Source organism: Lentzea aerocolonigenes (assembly GCF_000974445.1).
Lineage (GTDB): Bacteria > Actinomycetota > Actinomycetes > Mycobacteriales > Pseudonocardiaceae > Lentzea > Lentzea aerocolonigenes.
Genome location: NZ_BBOJ01000011.1, coordinates 197,786 through 220,246 on the forward strand (window position 1 = coordinate 197,786; position 22,461 = coordinate 220,246).

The 22,461-nt window shown below is 70.3% G+C and carries 17 protein-coding genes; 12 read left to right on the forward strand and 5 right to left on the reverse strand.

The genetic code is table 11. From position 1 onward, the window contains the following. Positions 1 to 3 precede the first annotated feature (3 nt). Together AOM45_RS22180 and AOM45_RS22185 are read right to left on the reverse strand one after the other, a co-directional pair. Positions 4 to 537, reverse strand: a complete 534-nt coding sequence (locus AOM45_RS22180; protein WP_030465323.1) for a M15 family metallopeptidase domain-containing protein — start codon at positions 535 to 537, stop codon at positions 4 to 6. 80 nt (positions 538 to 617) lie between these two features. Further along, positions 618 to 3,689 carry an AfsR/SARP family transcriptional regulator gene (locus AOM45_RS22185; protein WP_030465324.1) on the reverse strand — a complete coding sequence of 1,024 codons (3,072 nt, stop codon included), beginning with the start codon at positions 3,687 to 3,689 and terminating at the stop codon, positions 618 to 620. Positions 3,690 to 3,868: 179 nt separating this feature from the next. Between AOM45_RS22185 and AOM45_RS22190 the strand changes: the two genes are divergently transcribed. Both AOM45_RS22190 and AOM45_RS22195 read left to right on the forward strand, forming a co-directional pair. Beyond that, the gene (locus AOM45_RS22190) at positions 3,869 to 5,308 is read left to right on the forward strand and encodes an FG-GAP-like repeat-containing protein (RefSeq protein ID WP_030465325.1); all 1,440 of its coding nucleotides are present in this window, start codon (positions 3,869 to 3,871) and stop codon (positions 5,306 to 5,308) included. A gap of 30 nt (positions 5,309 to 5,338) precedes the next feature. Beyond that, a complete protein-coding gene (locus tag AOM45_RS22195; protein WP_051782771.1) occupies positions 5,339 to 6,874 on the forward strand; it encodes a GH25 family lysozyme in 1,536 nt (511 codons plus the stop codon). A 43-nt stretch (positions 6,875 to 6,917) separates the two neighbouring features. On the opposite strand, the gene AOM45_RS22200 is transcribed toward AOM45_RS22195, so the two are convergent. Continuing rightward, complete coding sequence (locus tag AOM45_RS22200) at positions 6,918 to 7,895, reverse strand: peptidoglycan-binding domain-containing protein (RefSeq protein ID WP_156093568.1); 978 nt, start codon at positions 7,893 to 7,895, stop codon at positions 6,918 to 6,920. 344 nt (positions 7,896 to 8,239) lie between these two features. Between AOM45_RS22200 and AOM45_RS22205 the strand changes: the two genes are divergently transcribed. The 3 genes from AOM45_RS22205 to AOM45_RS22215 all read left to right on the forward strand — a co-directional run bounded on the left by AOM45_RS22205 (position 8,240) and on the right by AOM45_RS22215 (position 9,956). Next, positions 8,240 to 8,809, forward strand: coding sequence for a hypothetical protein (locus AOM45_RS22205; protein WP_030465326.1), 570 nt, complete (start codon positions 8,240 to 8,242; stop codon positions 8,807 to 8,809). 12 nt (positions 8,810 to 8,821) lie between these two features. Next, positions 8,822 to 9,382, forward strand: a complete 561-nt coding sequence (locus tag AOM45_RS22210; RefSeq protein WP_156093569.1) for a hypothetical protein — start codon at positions 8,822 to 8,824, stop codon at positions 9,380 to 9,382. Between the two features lie 61 nt (positions 9,383 to 9,443). After that, entirely contained in the window at positions 9,444 to 9,956 is a 513-nt protein-coding gene (locus tag AOM45_RS22215; RefSeq protein ID WP_156093570.1) for a hypothetical protein, read from the forward strand. A 58-nt stretch (positions 9,957 to 10,014) separates the two neighbouring features. On the opposite strand, the gene AOM45_RS22220 is transcribed toward AOM45_RS22215, so the two are convergent. Next, complete coding sequence (locus AOM45_RS22220; RefSeq protein ID WP_030465329.1) at positions 10,015 to 13,566, reverse strand: S8 family serine peptidase; 3,552 nt, start codon at positions 13,564 to 13,566, stop codon at positions 10,015 to 10,017. A gap of 122 nt (positions 13,567 to 13,688) precedes the next feature. Here AOM45_RS22220 and AOM45_RS22225 point away from each other — a divergent pair, with 122 nt between their 5' ends. The 7 genes from AOM45_RS22225 (at position 13,689) to AOM45_RS22255 (ending at position 20,140) form a co-directional block, all read left to right on the forward strand. Next, the gene (locus tag AOM45_RS22225) at positions 13,689 to 14,192 is read left to right on the forward strand and encodes a SigE family RNA polymerase sigma factor (protein WP_030465330.1); all 504 of its coding nucleotides are present in this window, start codon (positions 13,689 to 13,691) and stop codon (positions 14,190 to 14,192) included. Further along, positions 14,189 to 15,241: a hypothetical protein gene (locus AOM45_RS22230; protein WP_030465331.1), complete on the forward strand. Its 1,053-nt coding sequence runs from the start codon at positions 14,189 to 14,191 to the stop codon at positions 15,239 to 15,241. Before AOM45_RS22225 ends, AOM45_RS22230 begins: the two co-directional genes overlap by 4 nt. A gap of 442 nt (positions 15,242 to 15,683) precedes the next feature. Next, complete coding sequence (locus AOM45_RS22235; RefSeq protein WP_030465332.1) at positions 15,684 to 16,292, forward strand: DUF4360 domain-containing protein; 609 nt, start codon at positions 15,684 to 15,686, stop codon at positions 16,290 to 16,292. Positions 16,293 to 16,470: 178 nt separating this feature from the next. Beyond that, a complete protein-coding gene (locus tag AOM45_RS22240; RefSeq protein WP_030465333.1) occupies positions 16,471 to 17,328 on the forward strand; it encodes a DUF2339 domain-containing protein in 858 nt (285 codons plus the stop codon). A 318-nt stretch (positions 17,329 to 17,646) separates the two neighbouring features. Next, positions 17,647 to 18,084 (forward strand): hypothetical protein, encoded by a 438-nt coding sequence (locus AOM45_RS22245; protein WP_030465334.1) that lies wholly within the window; start codon positions 17,647 to 17,649, stop codon positions 18,082 to 18,084. A 116-nt stretch (positions 18,085 to 18,200) separates the two neighbouring features. Further along, positions 18,201 to 18,791, forward strand: a complete 591-nt coding sequence (locus AOM45_RS22250) for a dihydrofolate reductase family protein (protein WP_030465335.1) — start codon at positions 18,201 to 18,203, stop codon at positions 18,789 to 18,791. 32 nt (positions 18,792 to 18,823) lie between these two features. After that, on the forward strand, positions 18,824 to 20,140 hold the full coding sequence (locus AOM45_RS22255) for a hypothetical protein (protein WP_156093572.1): 1,317 nt from the start codon (positions 18,824 to 18,826) through the stop codon (positions 20,138 to 20,140). A gap of 10 nt (positions 20,141 to 20,150) precedes the next feature. On the opposite strand, the gene AOM45_RS49725 is transcribed toward AOM45_RS22255, so the two are convergent. After that, a complete protein-coding gene (locus tag AOM45_RS49725) occupies positions 20,151 to 22,451 on the reverse strand; it encodes an aminotransferase class III-fold pyridoxal phosphate-dependent enzyme (protein ID WP_051782773.1) in 2,301 nt (766 codons plus the stop codon). Between the last annotated feature and the right edge of the window lie 10 nt (positions 22,452 to 22,461).

Sequence of the window (22,461 nt, forward strand, 5' to 3'; positions counted from 1 at the left end):
GCCTCAAGGCGGGCAACAGCCGTAGCGGGCGTGCGGGGCGCGGGTCACGCTCGCCCAGAACCGGTCGCCGTAGGACCAGTGCCACCACCGCGCGGGGTGGTTGGCCAGGCCCGCCGCACCCAGCGCCGTCGACAACAGGTGCCGGAGCTCGTGATGCGGCGGCGGGATCGGACCGGTGCCGCAGGCAGGGAGAGTCGTGCCGGGGCTCGCCCGCCCGTCCGTGTTCGCCAGGGTGAGGTCCACCGCGCCACCGGTCAGGTGAGGGAGCGGCGTCACGCACACGTCCGGTCCTGGAGCCAGTGCGCAGGCCGGGTTCCGGCACGGGAGCGCCGGTGGGCGGTAGCCGTCGACGATCAGCAGCCGGACCTCGCGGGGCAGCAGGGTCTGAGCGGTCACGAGCCGGTCGACGAGACCGGACCGGAGGTGGACCGGCCCCGCGGTGCGCAGCGGGGCCGAGGTTCGCACCTCCACGAGCACCTCGCCGTTGTCCCGGACGGGGACTCCGGCGAGGCACGGGTCGGGCGGCAGCACGATCATCGCAGGGTCTCCGACGCTGGCGGTGCAACGACTTCCACCGAAAAGGTCGGTCCCGGCGCTGTAAGAACGCTGCAACGGAATTACAGCGGCGTCCTGGTCGCTCCAGCCGTCAACTCGTCGTACTCGCGCGCACCGTGGGCGTGGAACGTTTCCAGGGCTTCGGCGAGTGCGGTCTCGGCGGCGGCCTGGTCGCCTCTGGCCTGCTCGGCCTGCGCGAGGTCGCGCAGCGTGCGGGCGCAGAACAGCGTCGCCTCCATGTCGCGGAAGATCTTCAGCGCACCGGTGAGCCACCTGGCGGCCTCGTCGACGTTGCCGCACGCCAGTTCCAGTTCGCCGAGCGTGCGCATCACCATCGCCTCCGACCAACTGTCCCGTTCGGCCCGGTGCGCGACGAGCGCGGTGTCCAGCGGTTCGCGGGCTTCGGTGAACCGGCCCTGCCGCAGGTAGGTCTTGGCCAGCCCGCGCCGGCAGAACTGCACGAGTTTGGTGTCGCCGAGGTCGTGGAACAGGACGAGCGCCGCGGCGAACGCGCTCTCGGCGGCGTCCAGCCTGCCGCAGGCCCGGTGGGTCAGCCCGATCGTGCGCAGGGTCAGCGCCTCGCCCCGTCGGCTGCCCGCCCGCCGGTAGGCCGCGAGTGCCTCGGCCAGAGCGGCGTCGGCGGCGTCGAAGTTGCCACGCTCCAGGAAGACGGAGCCGATCAGCCGCCGGCAGTGGCCGGTGGCGCAGTCGTCTTCCAGGCTCGTGCACGCCTCGGCGGCTTTGACCAGGAAGTGCTCGGCCTCTGGCAGGTATCCCTGCTCGCGGCAGGCGAGTCCGAGCGCGCTCAGGGCGCTCACCTCACCCCGCGGGTCGTGCAGGTCGCGGAACCGTTCGACGGCGTCGGTCAGGTGCAGGCGCGCTTCGGCGAAACGGTCCTGTTCGTACCGGAGCTGACCCAGCTGGGCCGTCAGCACCGCCTCGCCGTGCGCGTTGCCCGCCGTGCGAGCAGCTCTCAGGGCGGCGCGGTGCACGCGTTCCCAGAGGTCCTCCACCCGGTTCAGCGCGTAGCTCGACGCGCACAGCACCGACGCCACGGCCACCGCCAGCTCGTGCAGGCCCATCTCGGCGCTGCGCTCCACGGCGAGCACGAGGGACGCCTGCTCGACGTCGAGCCACCGCCGGGGGTCCGCGAGCGCGGTGCCGACCACGTCCGGATCGGCCGCGGCGACGCCTGCGGGGACCGGCGCGTGCGGGTGGATCGCCCCGGACGTCACGCTGTCGACCACGTGGTCCCGCAGCAGTTCGAGCACCGCCGCCCAGCCCCCGGCCACGCGAGCCGTCGAAGCGACCAGATCGGCCTCGCTTTCCCTCCGTTCGGCTTCCTCGCGCGCGTAGATGCGGACCAGGTCGTGCAGCCGGTAGCGCACCTGGCCCGCGTCGTCGACGAACGTGTAGTCGACCAGGTGGTTGTCGACGAGGTGCTCGACCACCTGCTCGGCCTCGTCGATCGAGACGTCGAGCGCGTAGGCGACGACCCACGCCGGGAAGTCCGCCATCCCCAGGTGACCGAGCCTGCGGAGCGCGGCCTGCGCGGCCGGTTCGAGGCTGTGCACCCCCATCTCGATGCTCGCCCGGATCTGCTGGTCGCCCGCGGAGAGCTCGTCGAGCCGACGGCGCTCGTCGGTCAGCCGGGCGGCGAGCAGGTGCGGCGTCCAGTGCCTGCGGGTGGCGAGCCGCGCTCCGGCGATGCGGACCGCCAGCGGCAGGTTGCCGCAGGACGTCAGGATGGCCCTGGTGGCGTCGGGGGCGTCGCCGATCCGGTCGGCGCCGGCGACCTTGGCCAGCAGGGCGGCGGCCTCGCCGGAGGAGAGCATGTCCACCTCGACGTGCCGCGCACCCGCCAAACCGGCCAGCCGGTTGCGCGAGGTCAGCAGCACGGCGCACGAGTCGGTGCCCGGCAGCAGAGGCCGCACCTGCTGCTCGTTCGCGGCGTCGTCGAGAACGATCAGCACACGGCGGTCGAACAACACGGTGCGGTACGCGTCCATGCGTTCGTCCGCCTCGTCCGGGATGGCGTCCGCCTGCAGCGCGCGCAGCAGGCGGCCCAGCACCTCGGCGGGTGACGCCGGTGCTCCACTGGTGCCGCGCAGGTCCACGTGCAGCTGTCCGTCCGGGTACGCCTGTGACACGTGGTGCGCCACGTGGACGGCCAGCGCCGACTTGCCGACCCCTCCCGGACCGATGAGCGCCGCGACGACGGGCCCGATGTGCTCGCCGGTGAGCACACCGGCGAGCTCGCCGACCAGTTCGTGCCGGCCGGTGAAGTCGGCGGCGTCGGGCGGGAGCTGGCGTGGCACACGATGGCCGTTGCCGGTCCGCGGTGCGATGGGAGGCGGGGGAACGGAGCCGGGCGGCGTGGCACGGGGACCGAGGAGCGCCGGATCGGACCGCAGGATGCCCTCGTGCAACCGGGTCAGCTCGGGCCCCGGTTCGATGCCGAGCTCGTCGACCAGCGCCTGTCTGCCCTGCCGGAACACGGTGAGCGCGTCGGCGGCGCGACCTGCTCGGTACAGGGCGAGCATGAGGTGGCCGCGCAGGGTCGGACGGGTCGGGTGCTGGCCCACCAGCACGGTCAGCTCGCCGATCAGCTCCTCGGCGAGCCCCAGCGCCAGATCGGCGGCGACCCGCGCCTCGACGACCGTGATCCGCTGCTCGTCCAGACGGATGGCCTCCATCGCGAGGACGCGGCTCTGCACCCCGCCGAGCGCCGGCCCGCGCCACAGGGCGTCCGCGGTGCGGAAGGCGTTGGACGCCTCGCGGTGGCGCCCGCCGGCCGCCGCCGCACGTCCCTGGGCCACGAGCTGGTCGAACCTGTCCCGGTCGAGGCTGCCGTCCTCGATCCGGGCCAGGTAACCCGGTGCCTCGGTGCGGATGACCTGCGCGTCGGTGTCTCCGATCGTGCGGCGCAGCGTGGAGACGTAGGTCTGGATCAACGCCCTGGCGGTCGGTGGCGGGTCGTCGTCCCAGAGGATGTCGACGAGCCGGTTCGTGGCCAGCACCCGTCCGGGAGCGAGCAGCAGCGCGGCCAGCAGGGTGCGGATCTTGGTGCCTTTCAGCCCGGCCGTGCCGTCGTCGCGTGTCACCTCCACCGGTCCGAGCAGGTGGAATTCCATGCGGACTCCCGATTTCACGGGCCACGGCCTCCCCGCCGCGGGCGCGGTCCAGCAGCGTACCGCCGCTGCAAGCCCTCTGTATCGGCGTTGCGCCGTCAGTGCAGAAAAGGTGCAGCGCGGCCGCAGAAGCTCGTTCCCGTCGAAGTTCCTCCACGAAGTTCACCAAGGGGAGAGCAGCCATGAACACGAACTCGATCCGCCGGGGCACGGGAGTCGGCCTGGTCACCGCCGCGCTCGTCGCCCTCGCCGCCATCGGCCCGGTCGCCGCGGTCGCGGCACCGGACACCTCCACCGCGATCACCAGGCAGGCGGCCGGAAACCCACCGCTGCCGAGCTATCCGGGACTGGCCGACGACGGCCGGATGGTGGCCTCCGTGTCCACGACGCCGGTGCCGTGCGCGGACAACGGCGCACACAAGAGCCTCACCCGTTCGCAGGTGCTGACCCGCGCGCAGAGCTGGCTGAACGTGGGCGGCGTGCCTTACAGCCAGTCCAGGTGCTACCGGAACTCCTACGGCGACTACCGGACCGACTGCTCGGGATTCGTGGCGATGGCGTGGGGGCTCGGCAAGCGGGGCAGCGACTTCTGGACGGGGAACCTCGGCGACGTGTCCACGGACATCCCGCGTTCGTCCCTGCAACCCGGTGACGCGTTGCTGCGCCACGAGAACAACCCGTCCGTCGACCACGTGGCGTTGTTCGTCAGATGGGAGGACTCGGCGCACACCCGGCCGGTCGTGATCGAGCAGACCGGCTCCAAGGGCACGATCCAGCGGACGTGGACCCAGAGCAACGCGAGCAACTACCGGCCGGTCCGCTACGACCGGATCGTCGAGGGCTCCAAAGCCGGCGGTGTCGCGACAGGGGACGTGACCGGTGACGGCAGGACCGACCTGCTCGCCCGCCGCCCGGACGGCTCGCTGTGGCTGTACGCCAACGGTGGCAACGACTCCACGCCGTACGGCAGCGGTTCGCAGGTCGGCAGCGGGTGGGAGCAGTTCGCGTGGTTCGTGGCCGGCGACGTCACCGGCGACCGTCGCGCCGACATCGTCACCGCGAAGCCCGACGGCACGTTGTTGCTGTACACCAACAACGGCAACAACACCTCGCCCTACGACTGGGGCATCGTGATCGGGTCTGCGTGGCAGCAGTTCACCGACGTGACCCTGGGCGACGTGACCGGTGACGGCCGCGCGGACCTGGTCGCCGCCAAGCCGGACGGCACGCTCTTGCTGTACACCAACGGCGGCAGCAACACTTCGCCGTACGGCACCGGATCCCTGATCGGCACCGGGTGGGAGTCGTTCAGCTCGGTCGAGGCCGGCGACGTGACCGGTGACGGTCGCGCGGACGTTCTCGGTGTCAAGCCGGACGGCACGCTGTCGCTGTACGTCAACGGGGGCAGCAACACCTCGCCGTACAGCAGCGGCATCTTGGTCGGCGTCGGCTGGGAGTCGTTCAACCGCGTGCTGCTCGGCGACACCAACGGCGACGGCCGCGACGACATCATCGCCACCAAGCCGGACGGCACCCTGTGGCAGTACGTCAACGGCGGCAGCAACACCTCGCCGTACAGCAGCGGATCCCTGATCGGCGGCGGCTGGGAACAGTTCGCCTGATCCCCGCACCGAGACACAGGGAGAACCGTCATGCGCACCCACACGTCACTCGTCGTCCTGGCACTCACTCTCGTGGCCCAGCTGCTCCTCGCCACCCAGGCGAACGCCGGCACCATCGACGTCGCCGCCCTTCCGCCCGGCTACACGGTCAACGGCATCGACGTCTCCAGCCACGACCACGACGGGGGCAAGACCATCAACTGGGCCGGCCGACGGGCAGCGGGGGAGGAGTTCGCCTTCGTCAAGGCCACCGAGGGCACGAGCTACGTCAACCCGTACTTCAACCAGGACAACAGGGAGGCCAAGGCCGCCGGTCTCTACGTGGGCGCCTACGCCTTCGGCCGGCCCGACCTCGGCAACCCGGCCGGCCAGGCCAACCACTTCGTGAACAACCTCCAGTGGACCGCGGACGGCAGGACGCTGCCGCCGTTCCTCGACCTGGAATGGCCCTACCTGGCCGGCACGCCCGACTGCTACGGCCTTTCCCAGAGCCAGATGCGCACCTGGATCAGCACCTTCCTGACCACGGTCCAGGCACGCATCGGCCGCACACCGATGATCTACACCAACGTCAACTGGTGGAACCCGTGCACAGGCAGCAGCACCGCCTTCGCCGGGTACCCGCTGGACATCTCCAGCTGCAACTCGACGCCGCCGTCGGTGCCGGGCTGGGGCACCAACTGGACGTTCTGGCAGTACGACATCGACGCGTGCAAACGCGGTGCGGCGCACGACTCCATGGTCTTCAAGGGATCAGTCGCGCAGCTCGCCGCACTGGCCGGAGGAGGCACCGCGAGTGGTGTGACCGCAGGCGACGTGACCGGCGACGGCCGGGCCGAACTGGTGGCGCGCCGCCCCGACGGGACGCTGTGGATGTATCTCAACGGCGGCAACAACTCCGCGCCGTACAGCAGCGGCACGCAGGTCGGCGTGAGCTGGCAGCAGTTCCTGTGGTTCCTGGCCGGTGACGTGACCGGCGACCGCAGAGCCGACGTCGTGGCGGCACGTCAGGACGGCACGCTGTGGCTCTACACCAACGGCGGAAGCGACACTTCGCCGTACGGCACCGGCACCCAGATCGGCGTGGCTTGGCAGCAGTTCCGCCACGTCGTCCTCGGCGACGTGACCGGTGACGGCAGAGCGGACCTCGTCGCCTCCCGCCCGGACGGCACGTTGTGGCTGTACCTCAACGGCGGCAGCAACTCCGCGCCGTACACGTCGGGCACCCAGATCGGGGTCGGCTGGGAGCAGTTCCGGCACCTCGCGCTCGCCGACGTGACCGGCGACTCCCGTGCCGACCTGGTCGGCAGCCTCCCCAACGGCACGCTCTGGCTCTACACCAACGGTGGAAGCGACACGGCACCGTACTCCACGGGCACGCAGATCGGGGTGTCCTGGGAGCAGTTCGACCGGGTCCTGGCCGGCGACGTCACCGGTGACGCGCGCGCCGACCTGGTGGCCACCCGCCCGGACGGCACGTTGTGGCTGTATGTCAACGGCGGCAACAACTCCACGCCGTACGGATCGGGCACACAGATCGGCGCGGGCTGGGAGCAGTTCGTCTGAGAGCTCTGCCCCGGAGGCAGTGGGACGCGCGAGTCCCACGGCCTCAGGTCGCGTCGTCGATCCGTTTCTGGTCGAGGCCCGCGAGCGCGACTGCTTCTGTTCGCGTCGGTGCTGCCACGGTGACCGTCCCGGGCTTGTCCACGATGACGGCCAGCCCGGCGAGCTGGGCGACGTTGGCGGCGAACGCCACATCCGTCACCGGGAACGGCCACTGCGTGACGGGCCCCGCCGCAGGCGTGACGACGTTCAGCCAAGCCCGGCGCGGATCGTTCGAACCGATCTCGACCGGGCGCCAGGCAGCGTGTTCGAACGTGTGCCAGAGGAGCTTGACCGGAACCCCGGTGTTCTTCGACTCCTGCGTGATGTCGTTCAGCAGGTTGGCGATGCGCTGGGTGAAGCTGGGGTCGCCCGGCGCCAGGAGGAGCGCGCGATAGGCCGCCGTCCACGCCGGCGTTCCCCGCGGACCGGCCTGATCGGCTTGCCGCATCATCGTGTCCGCCCGGTTGTCGATCGCCCGCGCGAACCCCTGGAACCCCTGCCAGGCCGGTCCCACGTTCGCCGTGTCGATCACGACGTGGCAGTGGTACGTGTCCAGCGGACTCGCACCCCACGACGCCGCGGGGGTGAACTGTCCCAGCGGCGAGCCGGCCGGGTCCAGCAGCGCCGTCAACGCGGTGAAGATCCCGTCGCGGAAGGCGGACGGCAACCAGGCGGACAACGGGTTCAGCACGGATCCCCGGCCTGACCGTCTGCGGGCGAGCTCGTCCGCCCTGGTGAAGTTGAACTCGGGGATCAGCCGGGTCTGCCAGGACAGCCACTCGTCCCGGTCGGCAAAAGGCATTGCCCATTCACGGTCCAGCGTGGTGATCGTCCCGACGCCGGCCACCGGATCGTTCGGCGTCAGACCGCGCGACGTCTTGTAGGCGACGACGGCCGCGCTGGTCTGCTGGAGGAAGTTGCCGGTCGCGCCGTCGGGGATGCCGAACCCGAGGTCGATGAGCGCGAACTGGACCTTCCGCACGTGCTCACCCTTCGCACCGAAGCGGAGGAACGCGGACGTATCGTTCCTCGCGATCCGCTCCAGCACCGGGTCGCCTCTGAATCGTGCCGACTCGAGCGCCACAGTTCCGCCCTTCCGAACTCGAACCCGACAACGCCGTCTACTCCGGGCATCGTTCGCGAATGGTGGAACGTAACGACCAGTGCGTTGCTTCATTCGGGTGAAGGCGCGCCGGGTCGTCGTACCTCGGCGTCGCCCGCCCCGTCGCCGCTGATCAGCGGATTCGCAGAACGTGGTGTGGCCGTGCGGAAGCGCGCGGCCACGCTGATGCCCGCGGCGAAGCGTCAGAACAGAAAGGAACTCCCATGAGACGTGGACGCGTCATCGTCAGGGCCCTTGCCGCCTTCCTGGTCGCGGCTGCGTCGATCGCCGTGTCACCACCGGTGGGCGCGGCGACGGCGGACCTCGTCGCGATCAGCCCTCCGGGATCGGCGATTACGCAGGAAGGGCTCCGGGCCACGAGGTTCGGCGCGAGCGGTCCGTCGGCCCGAGGGCTGAACAACGTGCCCGACGACCAGGTCGTGTGCGGCGTCGACGGCTGGAAGCCCACCTGGAGCCCGAAGCCGACTGTCAACTTCGGACTCAAGATGCGGTGCAACGGCAGGTGGAGGAGCGGCCTCGCGCACCTCTACCTCTACTACCGGTTCAGCGAGGGCGACAACTGGACGCTCGCCAACAAGGCGGAGAACATCCCCCTTCGCGGCGGGGACAGTTCGACCCTCGTGATGGAGGGCCTCTCCCACACGCTCGCTCCCTGCTTCCCGGCCTACTGGTACGGGGTCGTGTACGTCGAGGCGACCTTCTACGCCGGGAGCCCGCTCACCGACTGGGGCTGGTTCGGCACCACCCGGCCGGATCCGTTCCTGAGCTGCTGAGGAAGGACGACAATGCATCGAACACGCTTGTTCCAGCGACCTCTCACGCTGCTCGCGGCACTGGCCGCGGCGCTGGCACTGACCGCGGTTCCCTCCGCCACCGCAGCACCGGGAGGGCTCGCGGGCACCGGCTTCCGCACCGGCTCGGCGGTGCTCGTCCTGCAGAACGGGACCTCGGTCGCGAACGCGGTGATCCAGGCGACGCCACCGCAGTCGTTCTGCTACGTGAGTGTGGCCTGGCCGGCGTCGATCGACGCCAACTACAAGGTCACCGCCACCTGGAACCTGGACTGCCGCAGCCGCGCCAACCCCAGCCTCCCCGCGCCGGACATCTTCATGCTCCTCATGAACGTGCGCGTCTACCAGGGCATCTACACCCCCTGGGACTTCGGGCGGGAAGTCGGTCAGGAGTCCTGCTCGGGAAGGGCGACGAACCGGTCGTGCTCGGCGACGAGCCTCGAGTCCATGGCGTTCGGCGCGCCCTACTACACGGTCCTGCACGTCGAGGTGGCGCTCACCGGTGGCACCAACCAGGTGGGCGATTTCTACACCGACCCCATTCGCCGGACGTAGCACGCCGCCCTGCGCGACCGGCACCGGAATTCCTTGCACCCCAACAGTTGGAGGTAAAACAATGCCGCGTGTTCGGACAGTCCTCTCCGCCGTTGTCCTGGCGGTGGCGTGTGCCGCCGGGACGGTGTTGGCGGCGGGCCCGGCCGCCGCCGCCGACCGGCCGTCGGTTCCGCTCACCGCTGCCGGGGCCGCCGGTGCGGAGTCGTTCACGGTGACCCTGACCAGAACCGCCGGTGCGTCGTTCGGGGCGCAGGAGGTCATCACCTGCGGCGGATCCGTCACCAATCCGTACGTCACCGGCGGGAAGGTTCGCGCCGACATCAAGGTGTCGTGTGACGGCGTTCTGGACACGATCGAGGTCGGGGTCGCCATCGAGATCAACGGCGCCCTCGGCCCCGACTCCTGGAAGGGACTGCCCAAGGTCACCGCGCTCAACCACGACGTGACCACTCCGTGCCCGGGGACCACGGCCGTCTACCGGAGCGCCGGGGTCGCCATCTTCACCAAGGCCGGCTACGTCGGCTCCCCGCTCACGCTGGCCGGCAAGTCACCGAGGATCTCCCTCGCCTGCTGACCAACCAGTCCGCGGCCGGCCCGCGCCCGAGAAGGGCGCGGGCCGGCTGCCGTTGGCGTCACTTCACCCGGTAGGCCCTGATGATCGTCTGGGTCACCGTGTTGCCGTCCTGGTCCGCCGCGTTCGCGCGCAGCGACACGAACCCGGACGCCGGGTTCCGGATGGCCGCCAGCCAGGTGCCGCTCACGTGCAGCACCGGCACCCGCTGCCACGTCTGCCCGTCGTCGTGGGACACCTCGACCTGCTTCGGCTCGGCCTTGCCGCCCTGTGCGCCCGGCTGCCGGTCGACGCGCAGCGGTACCGGGAACAACGCGTTGCGGGGCGCGTGGTTCGTCAGGTCGAGCTTGGGATCGAAACCGATCGACAGCAGCGGCAGGGCAGTGGCGGCGGTCGCGTGCTCGGACCGGAAGCCCCATTCCGCACTGACCTTCGTGGACAGTGGCCATCCCTGGTTGCTCCGGCTCGCCTCGGCGGTGAGACGGTAGTTCGCCGCGCCCGCGGGCACCGTGAACTGTCCGCTGCCGGGTTGTCCGCTGCGGGCGATCTCCTCGCCGTCGTGGTAGAGCACGGTGTCGCCGGTGTCACCGGAGTCGGGGAACCCGGAGTGGCCGGCCGAGTCGGAGAACAGCGGCAGATGGACGTTGACCTTCTCTCCCGCGCGGTACGCCAGGTGCGGCTCGGGCGAGAAGAAGCCCACCGACCCGGTGAGACCCGGCCCGATCACGGCCTTGCCCCAGTCCACAGTGGCCTTCTGCCCGGCCTTGAAGGTCCGCTTGGCGGCCTCGTACTGCTGCGCGGCACCGCCTGCGATCACGCTCACGGAGTTCGCCCACGTCGCCGGAGAGAAGTACTCGGTCCGCTCACGGGGAAGCGGAGTCGGCGTCGACTCCAACGCGCCCTCCAGCTCGTACTTCCCGTCGGTGGCGAACATCGCCGCGTAGCCGACACCGTCCACCGGCGCACGGTAGGTCGTCTTCACCGTGGCCAGGTCGCTGTTGCGCGGCCGGTAGGTCACGTTCGCCGGAACGTCCCCGTAGCTGGGGAACACCAGCTCGTACCGGTACGGGCTCACCGGCAGGCCCGTCAGCGTCACGGACGCGTTCGGCAACTTCGCCAGCCGGGCGCCGTCCGGGCTGAACGTGTACGTCAACGGCAGTGGTGGCGCTTCCGTCAATCGCACGGGGCTGCCGGAGAAGTGGAACAGCGCGGCGTTCGCGCCCGCCTCGGCGATCGCCCGTGCCCGCGGGCTGAACTCGAGGCTTTCCCCGTCGCCCAGGGTGAACACCGCGAGTTTGCCCTTGAGGTCGGCCGCGGCGATCTCGGCGGGGGTGGCGTGTCCAACGTCCACAGCGGACAGTGCGCGGGTGTCGGTCGTCTGCGGTGAGCCCGGTAGCCACTGCACCGGGATCTCGAACGACTCGGGCTCGTCGACCGTCAGCCGGACCTGCGGCCGTTCGAGCTTCATCCGGTCGAAGTACCGGAACTCCTTGGTGTGCTTGGTGGTGGGCACGGTGTAGTCGTTGAAGTCCGACATGCTGTAGTAGCCGACTCCACGTGCTCCGGTGTCGACGACCATCCCGTTCGTCCAGGAGATCGGGCGGGCTTCCTTCTCGTCGGTCTGCACGGTGACCTTCTTGCCGTTCCTGGCGTCCAGCGTGACCACGGTGTCCTTGTGCAGGTCGACCTCCGGGTCGGCCACCCTGGTGCTGGTCGGCAGAGGCTGACCGGGCGCCGTGGTCTGGATCGTGCCCAGCACGGCGTACCGGCCCGCGGGCAGCCGCACGGTGCTGTTGTTGCCCATCAGGTCGAAATCGTCCTGGCCGGTGCCCAGCGGAACCCACATCGCGCTCGCCAGCAGGCCGTCGGCCGGCGCGGCGCCGTTCTGGTCGATCAGCTTCGTCGTCAGGTCGTAGCTCTCCGGTTCCTTGTACGCGCCGACCGGCGTCTGGATCACCGTGTCGCCGCTCTTGGCGACGAGTCTGCCGCCGTAGACGCCGATCTGCGCCGCGGCGTGGTCGAAGGTGACCGACACGGTGGCCTCACCGTTGGCCGGCACCGTGACCTCGTCGACGTTCGTGCGGAACGCCGGGACGTCCACGCTCAGCCGCAGCGAAACCGGTGCGCCGCCCGTGTTGCTGTACGTGATCTGCTTGGTCAGCGCTGGCTGGTTGTGCGGCCACCGCACGAAACCGAGGCTCAGGCTGCCCGTGCTGGGGATGATCGTCTGCCTGGACGCCCTGCCGACGTCGAGCCGGCCGGCGCCCTGCTGGTAGATCGTGGCGTCGATCGGGGTCGCGCTGCCCATCAGCGCGGCCTTGATCCGCTGGCCGGTCCAGTCCGGGTGCTGTGCGGCCAGGATCGCCGCGGCACCGGCCACGTGCGGTGTCGCCATGGAGGTGCCGCTCAGCCGCGCGTGGAGCTCGTCGACAACGCGGTCGGCGAGCGTGCCCTCGGCCCGTGCGGCCACGATGTCCTCGCCGGGCGCGGCGATGTCCGGTTTGACGGCGTAGTCCTTGAACCGCGGTCCGGGCTGCGAGAACAGGCTGTAGCGGTCCTGCTTGCTAACGCTGGCCACGGCGAGCGCGGCGTCCGCGGACGCCGGGCTGGACACCGGCGTTCGCTGGCCGTAGTTGCCCGCCGCGACCACGAACAACGTGCCCTTCTCGGCCGAGAGCCGGTTGAGCGCGATCTCCACCGGGTCGCTGACGCCGTCGCCGGGCCCGCCACCCAAGCTCATGTTCACGACCTTGGCGCCGCTGTCCGCGGCCCACTGCATGCCCGCGAGGATCGCGTCGAGCCGGCAGCCACCGGTCTGGCAGACCTTGCCGATCAGCAGGTCCGCGCCCCTGGCGACGCCGGTGTACTTGGCGCCCCGGCCGGCGACGGTCGAGGCCACGTGCGTGCCGTGCCCCACCTTGTCGACGATGCCTTCGCCGGTGAAGTCCTTCTCGCCCTTCACGATCCCGGCCAGCTCAGGGTGTTTCGGGTCGTAGCCGGTGTCGAGGACCGCGACGGTCGCACCCGCGCCGGTGTGCCCGGCCTGCCAGGCGGCCGGCGCGCCGACCTGCGGCACGCTCACATCCAGAGATGGATGAACCTTGCCGTTGAGCCAGATCTTGCCCACGTCGGCCTTGCCGAACAGTTCCGCGGCCCTGTCCTTCGGCGTCGCCACCGCGGAGAGCTGCACCGAAGGCAGCTCACGGGTGATCTTGCCGAGCGTCCTGGCGCCCGCGGACTCGACCAGCAGCGGGATCTCGGGCGTGTGGGCGTCGTCGTAGCCCAGGTCGATCAGACCGGTCACGTCGAACAGCTTGCGATCCAGTTTGCCTGCTCTGATCAGCGGCTCGGCGACCGACGGGATCACCGTGACGCCCTTGTCGCTGACGGACTTGATGAACCGCGCCGGCCCGAGCCGGGCAGCCGGTTGGATCTTCGCGTCCCAGGAACCGTCCTTCCTGGTCACGGTCACCTTGTCGCCGGTGATCAGCGTGACCGTCCTGGGCGCCTCGGCCGGCGCGGGCGCGGGTGGTTGCGCGGCTGCCGGTGAGACGGCGACACCGGTGGCCACCACGGCGAAGACCGCCGCGTGGATGAAACTGCGTTTGTGCACAGATCGCCCCTAGTGACGTCGGCTGGTGGTTCCCCTCACCTCTACGACTCGTTGAGTGGATCAATCTGTTTATTCGCCGAAGCCGGTAAACGGAGCGCCGTCGACGCGAGTCTTCAAGGGTGATGGCTGACTACGACGACTTCGCCCGTGCGCAACTACCGCGGCTGCTGCGGTACGCCACGATGCTCACCGGCGAGCGAGAGCAGGCGGCTGATCTGGTGCAGGACGTGCTGGTCAAGGTGTACCGGCACTGGTCACGGATCAGCGGCGCGGATCACCCCGACCGGTACGTGCTGAGGATGGTGACCAACGGTTACCTGTCCTGGCGACATAGCTGGTCTGCGCGTGTGATCGCGTCGGGTGACGTTCCCGACGAGGCACGGGCGGACGATTTCGCAACGGATCACGCCGCGCGCGATGACATGTGGCAGCGCTTGGCGCGGCTGCCCAAGCGCCAGCGGGCCGTGATGGTGCTGCGGTACTACGAGCAGCTGCCCGATCCGGAGATCGCCGAGCTGCTCGGCTGCGCCCAGTCCACCGTCCGGGCACACGCCCACAAGGCATTGGCGGCACTGCGAAACGGCTTGGCCATCGAGCAGATGGCGGAAGCCAGGGAGACGGGATGAACATCGAGAACCTGATCAAGGACACCTTCGTGGCGCGTGAGCACGACGCGCCCGACAGCGACGCGGTGCTCGCCGCGGCACGACGGCGCATCGACAGCAGGCGCTCCGGGCTGAGCCGCCCGTTCGCGGTCGCCGCCGGAGCCACCGTGCTGACCCTCGGAGCGGTCACCGCCGTGGTGCTGAACCGGGCGGGTCCCGCGGAGCACGCCCAGATCGCCGCCCCCGCCAACGGGTCTCAGAGCAGCCAGGCCCCGACCACCACCGCACCGGCCGCGGCGGGCCTGAAGATGCCCTACTCGCTTGGCTGGCTCCCACCGGGCTCGGTCGCCTACCGCGTGCACCGGGTCAACGTCGGGTTCAGCGCGGACAAGCCGGACGTGCCGCTGTACGGCGGTGAGTACATGCTGACCGTCACGGCCAACAACCAGGTCCTGGAGGTCGACGTCCAGCAGATGCGGATGGTGTCGGCGGACCGGGCGACGTTCAAGTCGGGCCCTGGCCAGTCCGTGACGATCAACGGGCAGCCCGGGGTCGAGAGCTCGGTGTCCACCGGGCCAGGTGGCTACGAGCTGTACGTGGCACACCCCGACGGCGGTTCGATGTACGTGAACGTGAACGCCGCGCCCGGCAGCACAGCGCCCGCACAGCAACTGGTCGAGGCCGGCCGGCGGATCGCGGAGAACGTCCAGTTCCCCGGCACGACGACCGTCACCCCGAGGTACGGCCTGCGCGAGCTGCCCAACGGGCTGCGGATCTGCGCCTTCGACGTCGAACAGGGCCCGTCCGACCCGAAGATGATGACGAGCTACCGGCTGGGCACGTGCACCGTGCAGCCGACGATCTTCGTCAACAGCGGTGTCGGCGCCAACGTCCCGACCGGCGCACCGGGACAACCCGTGCAGGGCCACGAGACGCGCTACGTCGACGAGAACGGCTACCACCAGCTGTGGGTCCTCGACGCGGTCGACGGAGTCCCGATCATCATCGCCGGCCGGGTGCCGCAGGCCGAGCTGTACGACATCGCCAACCGGCTGGTCCTGTCGCAGTAACAGGGGACAACCAGAACCTGTTGCCGTTCACCACTGGGGGTACAGGTTCCGGGGTGTAGCTGCGGCGCTACCGGCGCTGCCCGGGGTTCACCCCGGGCAGCGCCGGTGCCGAGCACGCAAAAGGCCAGGGCAGCCGGTGCGACCACCGTCGTGAAGCTGTCCGCGATCGGCACCGGCGAGACGATGGGCGACAACCAGACGGTCGGCGCCGAAACGCGGACGCAACGCCGTCCTGCCGCAGAAACACCCCCTGATCCCGGGGCGTCCGGCCACCGCCTTCACCAAGCACAAATCCAGGCGCACCGGTTCACCCGGCTGAACAGGGCGGGCGAGGGCCGATCGTCAGGTAATCGCAAGGCGGCAGGAAACCCACCAAGCCGCCGTCATCGGGTTGGGTACATCTTCACCGCCGCTGCCCAGCGTACGAGCCGGAAGGTGTCCAATGATCCACGCGATTGTCGCCGCGGCCATGGCGATGTCCACCGTCGTCCTCCCCCAGGCCGACGTCCCGCCACCCGGCGCGGTCACCATCGACACGATCAACGGAAGCGGCTGCCCCAGGGGCACGACCACGGTGTCGGTGTCCCCGGACAACTCCGCGTTCCACGTGGTCTTCAGCAGCTACGCGGCCAAGGTCGGCCCCGGTGCCACGCCGACGGACTTCCGGAAGAACTGCCAGCTGAGTGTCAGGGTGAACGCGCCGGAGGGCTTCGTCTACGGCATTTCGAAGGTCGACTACGCCGGCTACCTGCACCTCGAACGCGGTGCCACCAGTTCCCTGAGGTCCACCTACTACTTCCAGGGCATGGCGGACACGGGCTACCGCAGTCACAGCTGGCAGGGCCCGGTGGCTGACGAGTGGCAGGCCACGGACGTGGGCTCGCCGATCATCTACCCGCCGTGTGGCGTGAACAGAAACCTCAACATCAACACCGAGCTGCGGGTCAACGTGGGCACGTCGGATCCGAAGAAGGCCAGCTTCATGGCGATGGACTCGCTCGACGGCCACGCCAAGACGGACTACTACTTCTCCTGGAAGCGTTGCCCGTAAGCGGAAAACTCTGGTCGCAGGGCTCGGAGCCGTGGTGGCTCCGAGCCCTGCGCCGAGGTGGGAGCCCGTCGAGTCGCCCCTGGTCAGACGGTCTCAGCGGGCCGTGGCACCTGTCGATCAGGCGCCCTGCACCGGGGACGTTGACAGTGCCACGGACACCGGCTGACACAATGGACGAATGGCACTGGGTTACCTCCTCGCCGTGCTGGCGACCCTGGCGTCGGGCAGTGGATCGATCCTGGAGTCCATGGGTGTCCGGCGTGCGGGCGCGTACGGCGGAAGGTCTCTCGATCTCATCGCTCTGCGCCGGCAGTGGTTGTACTTCCTCGGGCTCGGTGTGGATCTGCTGGGATTCGCTTTGGCGGCTGCCGCGTTGCACCGGTTGCCGTTGTTCCTCGTCCAGTCGATGCTCGCGTTCAGCGTCGGCGTGACCGCCGCGATCAGCGCGTTCATGGGCCACCGCCTCCGTGCACCGGGATGGGGTGCGCTGGTGGTCGGCGCGGCCGGTCTGGTCCTGCTGGGCGTGTCCGCGGAGCCGGGGCCCGCGCAGGCACTGCCACCGCAGTGGCGGTGGATCCTCGTGGGCATGGTGGTTCCGGTGGGGGCGATCGCCGTCTACGCCAGGCGCCACCACCACGTCTGGGCGACCGTGGCACTGGCGTTCGGTGCCGGTGTCGCCTACAGCGTCGTCGGCATCTCGGCGCGGACGTTCGAACTGCCGGACGCCCTGTGGCGAGTCGTCCTGGAACCAGCGGTCTGGGCCATGGTCCTCAACGGACTCGCCGCCGCGGTGCTGTTCGCGATGGCGTTGCAGAAGGGCGGCCCGACCGGGGTCACCGCGATCATGTTCACCACCAACACGACGCTGTCGTCGTTCGTCGGACTGGTCTACCTCGACGACCACGTCCGCGACGGTTTCGTGAACGCCGCGACCGTCGGGTTCGTGCTGGCGATCACCGGGGCGATCGCGGTCGCCCACTACTCGGCCGACTCGCGGCACGAGGATCTCGCGACGCCGGCCAGCGTACGGGCGTGAACCCGCCCGTTCGACTCCGGCGGCGTCGAACGGATCGAATCGGCTGGTGATGGCCGCAAGGCCAGGCGAACGACACTCCATTGTGGATGCGGGCTGCGGGTCCGACATCCGGATCACGGACATCTGCGGGCAGCCCCTCGTCGACACCGGTGTCGCCATCCGCGACCGCCTCGACCAACCAGGCAATGCGCAGTTCGCCGAGCGTTGACCCGCACGACGTGCATTCGACGATCGACGTCGAACGGCGCCCTCGGGAGCGACCCGCGAATCCGGCGGCCCTTCTCCCGGGCATCGGATCGAGCGGTAGATTTCCTGCCCATGCCTGAGGTTGTGCTGCGTGACGGGCTCGATCCGAACGAGCCGGACAGGGTGGTCCTCGCCGTCGTCATCGATCCCGAGGGCTCGCCTGGTGAGCGGGCCGTCGCGAAGATCGGCGAATTCTGTTACGTGGACGAAGAAGACGAGGTCGCCTACATCCTGCGGACGGACGCCTGGGCGGAAAGTCAGCTGGAGAACGGTGACCTGACCGTCGACATCATGGTCTACGAGGCGATGCTCCGGCACTTCGACGACGTCGACCTGACCCTGTTCAAGGAACGCTCGCGCCACGACCCCGACGCGGTGCGGGTGCTGAGGGTGACCGGTACGACCACCCGCGACACCCTGCCCGGCGCGACCCTCGTGTACCTGACTCCGCTCGACCGGCTCGACGAGGACGACTGGCCACTCGTGTTCGCGCCACCGCCCGAGGGCTGACAGTCCTTTCAGGACGGTGGTCGGCATTCGGACTGAAGGCCGCACTCCCTCGTTGTCGAATCCGGTGTCGCGCGATCGACGTGGGGGTGAGGGTGGCCGGAGGAAAGGAATCGAAGATGACCAGGACACCACTGCGGCTGTACATGTCCATGTCGGTCGACGGGTACATCGCCGGACCGGACGACCGGCCGGGCCAGGAGCTCGGCCGCGACGGAGGGCGGCTGTTCAACTGGCTCGACGACCGGATGTCCGAGGGCGTCAACGGGCAGGTGTACGCCGAGGCCCTGGCGACCGGTGCCCTGATCTCCGGACGGCGCACGTTCGAGCTTGCTGGTCGGTGGCAGGGCGACCACCACGACGGGGTGCCGATCCACGTGCTCACGCACCACGTCGACCCGGCCGACGAGCCGCCGGGCAGCGCGAAGTTCTACACCGACGTCAACGCGTGTGCCGCCGAGGCCCGTGAAGCTGCGGGAGGTCGGGCCGTGATGGTGCACGGCGCGGGTGCGGCGCAGGCGTTGCTGGCAGCGGGTCAGCTCGACGAACTCGAGCTGCACGTCGTTCCCGTGCTGCTGGGTGGTGGACGGCGGTTGTTCGAGCCGGCCGGCCACGGGCACGTCGAACTGGAACTCGTGCGCCGGCTCGAAGGCCGAGACGTCACGCATCTGCGCTACCGCGTGGTCCGTCGAGACGGGGAACAGTCATGAAGATCGTCCGGCGACCCGGTTAGCCTCACGCGGTGGCTGATGCGTGGGGTGATTTCCGGGGCGCGGTGTTCGGGGATCCGTACCTGGTGTGGCACGAAGGCGCCGACGTCGGCGCGCTGATCGCCGAACACGAGCGCGAGCCGGAGCGCGCGGAACGGATGTTGCGGGCCGGGGTCGGCGAGCACGATCACGTCGCGGTCGAGTCGCTGGGTGCGCTGGCCCGCCTCGGCCGTGCGCCGTCGGACACGGCCGCGTTGCTGCGGTCCGCTCTTCCCCTGGCCGGCGGCGTGTTCCGGGTGCGCACCGCGCAGGTGTTGTGCGAGCTGACCGCCGACGACGAGTACGTGGCCGAGGTGGCCGCGGTGCTCGAAGGCTCGGGGCACTGGGGCGAACGGATCGACGCCGCCGTGGCGCTCCGGCTGCTGCCGATCACCCCGCGCTCGCTGGCCGCGTTGCACCGCGGGATGCTCGACGAGGAGTACCTGGTGCGCTACCACAGTGCGAACGGTCTGCTCGGGCTGGCCGGGCAGGGCGCCGACATCTCGGTCGACAGCCGGTTCGCGCAGGTCACGAGCAAGGACCCGGCGGCGTGGCGCGCCCTGGCCGACGAGCTGCTCGGCGCATTCGCCACGCGGACCGCCGGGGTCTACGGCGACCGCGAGAGCTTCGCCGTCGAGCTGGGGCCTGCCGACCACGCAGCGCCCCATCACAGGTCCGCGTGGTTCTACCTCGCGGGCACCCGGCTATCTGGTGCGGACCGGCTGCACGTGCCGACGCTGCGCAACATCGGCGTGTACACCGACCAGCCACCCGACTACCCGAACCTGCGCACCACACTGGAACACCTGGGGTTCGCCGATCTGCCAGAGCCGGTCACGCTCGACGAGAACGCGACCGCGACCACGCTGGACGCGGTGACCGCGGCGCTCGACTTCGACATCGACGTTTCGCGTTGGTGCGCAACGGATCTCCTGATCGGAGAGCGGTCACGCCTGGCGTTCGAGATCGGACCGGCAGACCCGGACGGGTCACAACTGCGCACCTGCACGCTGTGGCTGGACGGCGCCATCGCCACACCGTTCGACAACACGGTGTACGTGCCGCAGTTCGCGCACTCGCTGCGGGTGAACGCCGCCGCCTGCCGAGCAGGGCAGTCGCCGGACTTCGCGCACTGGGGTCCCACCACCGACGACCTGGTGGCGGAGTTGCACCGGAACAACACGGTCCAGTACCGGCTGCGCACCCGGATCGACGGCGTCGGCGACCGCGAAGGCACTGTACGGCTGCGTGCCGACGAGATCGTCGCCGTCCTGGAGAAAGCTGCCGATGTGCTGACAACCGGGAAGTGAGCGACGGTCCCTACCGACCTGGCTGCGCGGCGAGAGTGGCGTCGAGCGCGTCGATGAACACCGGCACTTCCCGGTCGGTGAAGGCGAGCGGTGGCCGGATCTTCAGCACGTTGCCGGCCCTCCCGGTCGTTCCGACGAGCACGCCGCGGTCGCGCAGGCCGTCGCGGACGGTGACCGCTGTCGCGCGGTCGGGCCGGGTGCCGCCGGGATGCACGATCTCGACGCCGGCCGCGAGTCCGACTCCCCGGACGTCGCCGATCGCCGGGTGGCGGCCTGCCAGTTCCCGCAACGCGGCGCGCAGGGTCTCGCCGGTGTGGCGGACCCGGTCGAGCACGCGTTCGTCGTCGATGACGTCGAGCACCGCCAGGGCTGCGGCTGCTGCGACCGGGTTGCCGCCGAAGGTGCTGAAGATGAGGGTCTGGCCGACGGTGGCCCGCACGATGTCGCTGCGGGTGATCACGGCCGCGACCGGATGCCCGTTGCCCATCGGTTTGCCGAGCGTGACGAAGTCCGGTTCGATCCCGAAGCGGGAGAACGCCCACAGCGTCTCGCCCGTGCGCCCGTGGCCGGACTGCACCTCGTCGGCGATCCACAGCGCACCGGCCGCCTTCGCCCGGCGGTGCAGCGCGCGGACGTACGCCGGGTCGAGATCGGCCACGCCGTCACTGGTGAGCAGAGGGTCCAGGTAGACGGCTGCCGGCTCGTGCCCTCGTGCCCCCAGCCGTTCCAGAGCCGCCTCGAACGACTCCTCGCCGAGCGCCGTGCCGCGGTACGGGTCGGGCGGCGTCCAGGTCTCCACGTGGTCGGGGCCGCGCCCGTCGAGCCACACCTCGGGGGAGACGGCGGCCACTGCCTCGGTGAGGCCGTGGTACGCGAAGTCGGTGCACAGCGCCCCGTCACGGCCGGTCGCGGCGCGAGCGAGGCGCCAGGCGAGGTCGTTGGCCTCCGACCCCGAGTTCACCAGCAGCACGGTGTCCAGGCCGGGCGGGCACGACGCGACCAGTCGCTCGGCCAGTTCGACGGCGGGCTCGGACAGGTAACGGGTGTGGGTGTTGATCCGGCGCACCTGCCGGGAGATCGCGGCCGTCACCCGCGGATGGGCGTGGCCAACGCACGGCACGTTGTTGTAGCAGTCCAGGTAGCGCCGACCGGCGATGTCGGTGATCCACACCCCCTGCGCCGACGCGACGTGCAACGGCTCGCGGTACGACAGCGGCTCGGCGGCCGGGCCGAAGACGGCATCACGCCGCCGCGCCAACCCGGCGGTGGGAGCCTCGACCCGGCGCCCTCCCAACCGGCGGCGGGCCTCGTCCCAGCCGACCGCCTCCAGGCTCGCGATCGTCGCCGCGGCGGGATCGTTGTAGCGCCTCGCGAAGACCGGGTCCTCGAGCCCCTGCGCCACCCGCCACTCGCTGATCACGATGTTCAGCGCCGCCCTGGCCGCCCAGACCTCCGCGATCAGGTCGACCTCCTCCGGCTCCAGCGGGGTCACCTGCTCGTAGCCGTCGAGCACGAGCCTGGCGGCGCGGAACATCTCCGCGCCGGACCGTCCGGACACCAGGGACTCCAGCAGCGACGCCAGATCGGTGAGCAGCGTGGCGTGGCTCATGTCGCCGAAGTCCACGATCCCGGTGACCGTGCCGTCGGCGGCGGTCAGCGCGTTGTCCACGGTGAAGTCGCAGTGCACGACCTGAGCACGCAGTCGCGGCCACGCCGGGGCGACGACCTCCTCGAACCGGTCGATGACCCGCTCCACGGTGGCCCGCCGGTCGGCGTCCGGGATGTGCCCGAGCAGCTCCCGCGTGCGGGCGGTGTGCTGGACGTCCCAGAGCATGGTGCGGTGCGCCTTCGGGTGTGTGAACCCGCGCAGGGCCCGGCCCAGCCGGGCCGACGTGCTGCCCCAGGCGCGCAACGCGCGGTCGTCGAGTGTCGTCGCGCTGACCCGTCCCTGGCCAGGAAGGACGTCGTACGCGCGCACCCAGCACACGTTCTCGCCGTCGCTCCACGCGGCACGGCAGGTGTCGGGGGCTCCCGGAACCGCCCACGGCAGCGCCACTCCGAGCGCAGGGTCCATCCGGTGCACGTGCAGCGCCGCGGCGGCCTCCATGTCGAGTACTTCGGGATCCTCCGCGGGGTTCGACACCTTGAGCACGCTCACCGGGCTCCCGGCGGACAGCACGAGGAACGCCTGGTCCCGCTCGCTGCCGAGATCCCGCGCGTCGTCCGCGGCGACCCCGAACAGCTCGCCGAGCAGCGCGGCGGCGTCACTCGGCGACAACCGCGGCCGGCTCGCTTGCAGGATTTTCTCCATCAGAACCTCG

Bases quoted from the DNA above. Each gene is read 5' to 3' on its own strand.
- AOM45_RS22180 (WP_030465323.1), bottom strand. From the start codon at position 537: ATGATCGTGCTGCCGCCCGACCCGTGCCTCGCCGGAGTCCCCGTCCGG.
- AOM45_RS22185 (WP_030465324.1), bottom strand. From the start codon at position 3,689: ATGGAATTCCACCTGCTCGGACCGGTGGAGGTGACACGCGACGACGGC.
- AOM45_RS22190 (WP_030465325.1), top strand. From the start codon at position 3,869: ATGAACACGAACTCGATCCGCCGGGGCACGGGAGTCGGCCTGGTCACC.
- AOM45_RS22195 (WP_051782771.1), top strand. From the start codon at position 5,339: ATGCGCACCCACACGTCACTCGTCGTCCTGGCACTCACTCTCGTGGCC.
- AOM45_RS22205 (WP_030465326.1), top strand. From the start codon at position 8,240: ATGAGACGTGGACGCGTCATCGTCAGGGCCCTTGCCGCCTTCCTGGTC.
- AOM45_RS22210 (WP_156093569.1), top strand. From the start codon at position 8,822: ATGCATCGAACACGCTTGTTCCAGCGACCTCTCACGCTGCTCGCGGCA.
- AOM45_RS22215 (WP_156093570.1), top strand. From the start codon at position 9,444: ATGCCGCGTGTTCGGACAGTCCTCTCCGCCGTTGTCCTGGCGGTGGCG.
- AOM45_RS22225 (WP_030465330.1), top strand. From the start codon at position 13,689: ATGGCTGACTACGACGACTTCGCCCGTGCGCAACTACCGCGGCTGCTG.
- AOM45_RS22230 (WP_030465331.1), top strand. From the start codon at position 14,189: ATGAACATCGAGAACCTGATCAAGGACACCTTCGTGGCGCGTGAGCAC.
- AOM45_RS22235 (WP_030465332.1), top strand. From the start codon at position 15,684: ATGATCCACGCGATTGTCGCCGCGGCCATGGCGATGTCCACCGTCGTC.
- AOM45_RS22240 (WP_030465333.1), top strand. From the start codon at position 16,471: ATGGCACTGGGTTACCTCCTCGCCGTGCTGGCGACCCTGGCGTCGGGC.
- AOM45_RS22245 (WP_030465334.1), top strand. From the start codon at position 17,647: ATGCCTGAGGTTGTGCTGCGTGACGGGCTCGATCCGAACGAGCCGGAC.
- AOM45_RS22250 (WP_030465335.1), top strand. From the start codon at position 18,201: ATGACCAGGACACCACTGCGGCTGTACATGTCCATGTCGGTCGACGGG.
- AOM45_RS49725 (WP_051782773.1), bottom strand. From the start codon at position 22,451: ATGGAGAAAATCCTGCAAGCGAGCCGGCCGCGGTTGTCGCCGAGTGAC.